Genomic DNA, 3,643 nt, shown 5'->3' with positions numbered 1-3,643 from the left:
GTGTGGATGTGGAGTGGGGCGGGGTGTTGGAGGGGGTGGGTGCGCGGCGGGTGGCGTTGCCGACGTATCCGTTCCAGCACCAGCGCTACTGGCTCGACGCCAACGACCGGCCCACGGTCGAGGCCGACCCGGTCGACGCAGCGTTCTGGGCCGCGATCGAGGCCGGCGACACCGGCGCCCTCGCCGACGACCTTCAGCTGAAGGCCTCCGTACTCGACGAGGTCCTGCCCGCGCTGTCGTCCTGGCGCCGCCGCAGGCAGGAGCGGACCGTCATCGACGGATGGCGCTACCGGCTCGGCTGGGACCGCATAGACACCACCACCACCGCATCCGGCACATGGATCCTCGCCGTCGGCACCGACGGCGACCCGCTCGCCGAGGCGGTCGCCGACGGCCTCGCCGAACGGGGCGTACAGACCGTGCGCATCGAGGTCGACACCGAGACCGCGGACCGGGCGGCACTGGCCGCCACCCTGCCCGACCAGCACGTCACGGGCATCGTGTCGCTCCTCGCGCTCGACGGCCGGCCGCACCCCGTCCACACCACCTGGTCACGCGGCACGATCGGCACCGTGGCCCTCGTCCAGGCACTCGGCGACGCCGGGATCGAGGCACCCCTGTGGGCGGTCACTTCCGGCGGCGTCGCCGTCGCCCAATCCGCGGAACTCACCGACGCCTCCCAGCACGTGGTGTGGGGCATCGGCACCGTCCTGGCGCTGGACCACCCGCAGACCTGGGGCGGCCTCGTCGATCTGCCCGCCGGCCCCGGCCAACCCGACCCCCACACCATCGACCTGCTGTGCACGGCCCTCACCGGCCCCGGCGACGAAGACCAGCTCGCCGTACGCCCCGACGGCCTGTACGCCCGCCGCATGCGCCGCGCCCCGCTCGACGGCGCCCCGGCCGCCAAGTCCTGGACGCCGCGCGGCACCGTCCTGGTCACCGGCGGCACGGGCGGCACCGGCGCCCATGTCGCCCGCTGGCTCGCCGAGCACGGAGCCGAGCACCTGCTGCTCACCAGCCGCCGTGGCCCCGACGCCCCCGGCGCCAACCAACTCCGGGCCGAACTCGAAGAGTTGGGAGCCCAGGTCACCATCACCGCCTGCGACGTCGCCGACCGCGACGCGGTCGCCGCCCTCCTCGACGGCATCCCCGCGGAACTGCCGCTCACCGCCGTCCTGCACCTCGCCGGAGCCTCCCAGACCGAATCGCCGCTGTCCGGCCTCACCGTCGAGCAGTTCGCGGACATGGGCCGAGCCAAGATCGCCGGCGCCCGCCACCTCGACAGCCTGCTCGGCGACCGCGACCTGGACGCCTTCGTCCTGTTCTCCTCCGGCGCCACCGCCTGGGGCAGCAACGGGCTCACCGCCTACGCCGGCGCCAACGCCCACCTCGACGCGCTCGCCCACCGCCGCCGCGCCCGCGGACTCACCGCCACCTCCATCGCGTGGGGCGCCTGGGACGGCGGCGGCATGGTCGACGCGTCCATGGCCGGCGAATTCGCCAAGCTCGGCATCTCCCTCATGGAGCCCCACCTCGGCGTCGCCGCACTGGTCCAGGCCGTCGAGCACGACGAGACCCACGTGGTCGTCGCCGGCATCGACTGGACCCGCTTCGCCCCCGCCTTCACCCTCTCCCGCCCCCGCCCGCTGCTGCGCGGCCTGCCCGAGGTCACCGACATCCTCGCCGGCACCACCGAGGACCGCCCCGACACCGACGCCTCCGCCCTCCGCTCCGAACTGCTGCGACTCTCCCCGGCCGAACAGGAACGCCGCCTCGTGGACCTGGTCCGCGCCGAGGCCGGCGCCGTCCTGGGCCACGCCGATACCGCCGTCGTCCAGGAGGAAAGGGCGTTCAAGGAGATCGGCTTCGACTCGGTCACCGCGGTCGAACTGCGCAACCGGCTCACCGCGGCCACCCGGCTGCGCCTGCCCGCCACACTCGTCTTCGACTACCCGAGCCCCAAGGCACTGGCCGGCCGCCTCCGCACCGAACTCGTCGGAGACCGGCCCGCCACGACCACCGACCCCACCGGCGCCGCCCTTCCCGCAGTCGTACCGCCGCCCGCCACCGACGACCCGATCGCCATCGTCTCCATGGGGTGCCGCCTCCCCGGCGGAGTGACCTCCCCCGAAGACCTGTGGACCCTGCTCGCCGAGGGCCGCGACGCACTCGTCGACTTCCCGGCCGACCGCGGCTGGGACCTGACGAACCTCTTCTCCGACGACCCGGACGCCCCCGGCACGACCTACGTCCGCAAGGGCGGCTTCCTGCGCGGCGTCGCCGACTTCGACGCCGAGTTCTTCGGCATCAACCCCCGCGAGGCCCTCGCCATGGACCCGCAGCAGCGACTGCTGCTGGAGGTGTCGTGGGAGGTCTTCGAACGGGCCGGCATCGACCCGTCCTCCCTGCGCGGCCAGGATGTCGGTGTTTTCACCGGCATGGGCGCCCAGGACTACACCCCACGGCTCGGCGGCGGCACCGAGGGCACCGAGGGCTACGCCCTGACCGGCAGCGCCGGCAGCGTCGCCTCCGGCCGCATCTCGTACGTCCTCGGTCTGGAGGGCCCCGCCCTCACCATCGACACCGCGTGCTCGTCGTCGCTGGTGGCGATGCACTCCGCGATGCAGGCGCTGCGCAGCGGCGAGTGCTCCCTCGCACTCGCCGGCGGTGTCGCCGTGATGTCCACCCCGGGCGTCTTCGTGGAGTTCTCCCGGCAGCGCGGCCTGGCCCCCGACGCACGCTGCAAGGCCTTCGCGGCGGGCGCGGACGGCACGGCCTGGGCCGAGGGGGTGGGTCTACTCCTGCTGGAGCGCCTGTCGGACGCGCGCCGCAACGGCCATCAGGTCCTGGCCCTGGTACGCGGCAGCGCGGTCAACCAGGACGGCGCCTCCAACGGTCTCACCGCGCCGAACGGCCCTTCGCAGCAGCGCGTGATCCGCCAGGCGCTGGCGAGCGCCGGTCTGTCCGCGGCCGACGTGGACGCCGTGGAGGCACACGGTACGGGTACCTCGCTGGGTGACCCCATCGAGGCGCAGGCCCTGATCGCCACCTACGGCCAGGAACGGCCCGGTGACGACCGCCCGCTGCTCCTCGGCGCCCTGAAGTCGAACATCGGCCACACCGGGGCCGCCGCAGGTGTGGCGGGTGTGATCAAGATGGTGCAGGCGATGAGGTGTGGGGTGCTGCCGAGGACGCTGCACGTGGATGCGCCGTCGTCGGCGGTGGACTGGTCGGCGGGTGCGGTGGAGTTGCTGACCGAGTCGCGGGAGTGGCCGGTGGTGGAGGGGCGTCCGCGTCGTGCGGGTGTGTCGGCGTTCGGGATCAGTGGCACGAACGCGCATGTGATTTTGGAGGGTGTGGAGCCGCAGGCTCTTGTGGGTGAGCGTGGGGTCGCTCCGGACGGTGTGGTGCCGTTGGTGGTGTCGGGTAAGTCGCCGGAGGCGGTGCGGGCTCAGGCGGGGGCGTTGGTGTCTCATCTGGATGCTGTTCGTGATGTGTGTCTGGCCGATGTGGCGTATTCGCTGGCGACCAGTCGGGCGCATTTGGGTCACCGTGCGGTGGTGGTGGCGGGTTCGGTGGCGGAGGCGCGGGAGGGCCTGGTCTCGGTGCGTCCGGGGGGTGTGGTGCCGGGCCGGGTGGG

1 protein-coding gene is annotated in these 3,643 nt (G+C 73.4%); it reads left to right on the top strand.

Going from position 1 to position 3,643, the window contains the following annotated elements; genetic code table 11:
• Positions 1 to 50: 50 nt before the first annotated feature.
• Positions 51 to 3,643 (top strand): SDR family NAD(P)-dependent oxidoreductase (locus ACZ60X_RS43775; RefSeq protein ID WP_469611415.1); only part of this gene is annotated, 3,593 nt, incomplete at its 3' end.

This window comes from Streptomyces sp. NPDC104106 (assembly GCF_055584345.1).
This window is presented reverse-complemented; position numbering and strand designations above follow the sequence as displayed.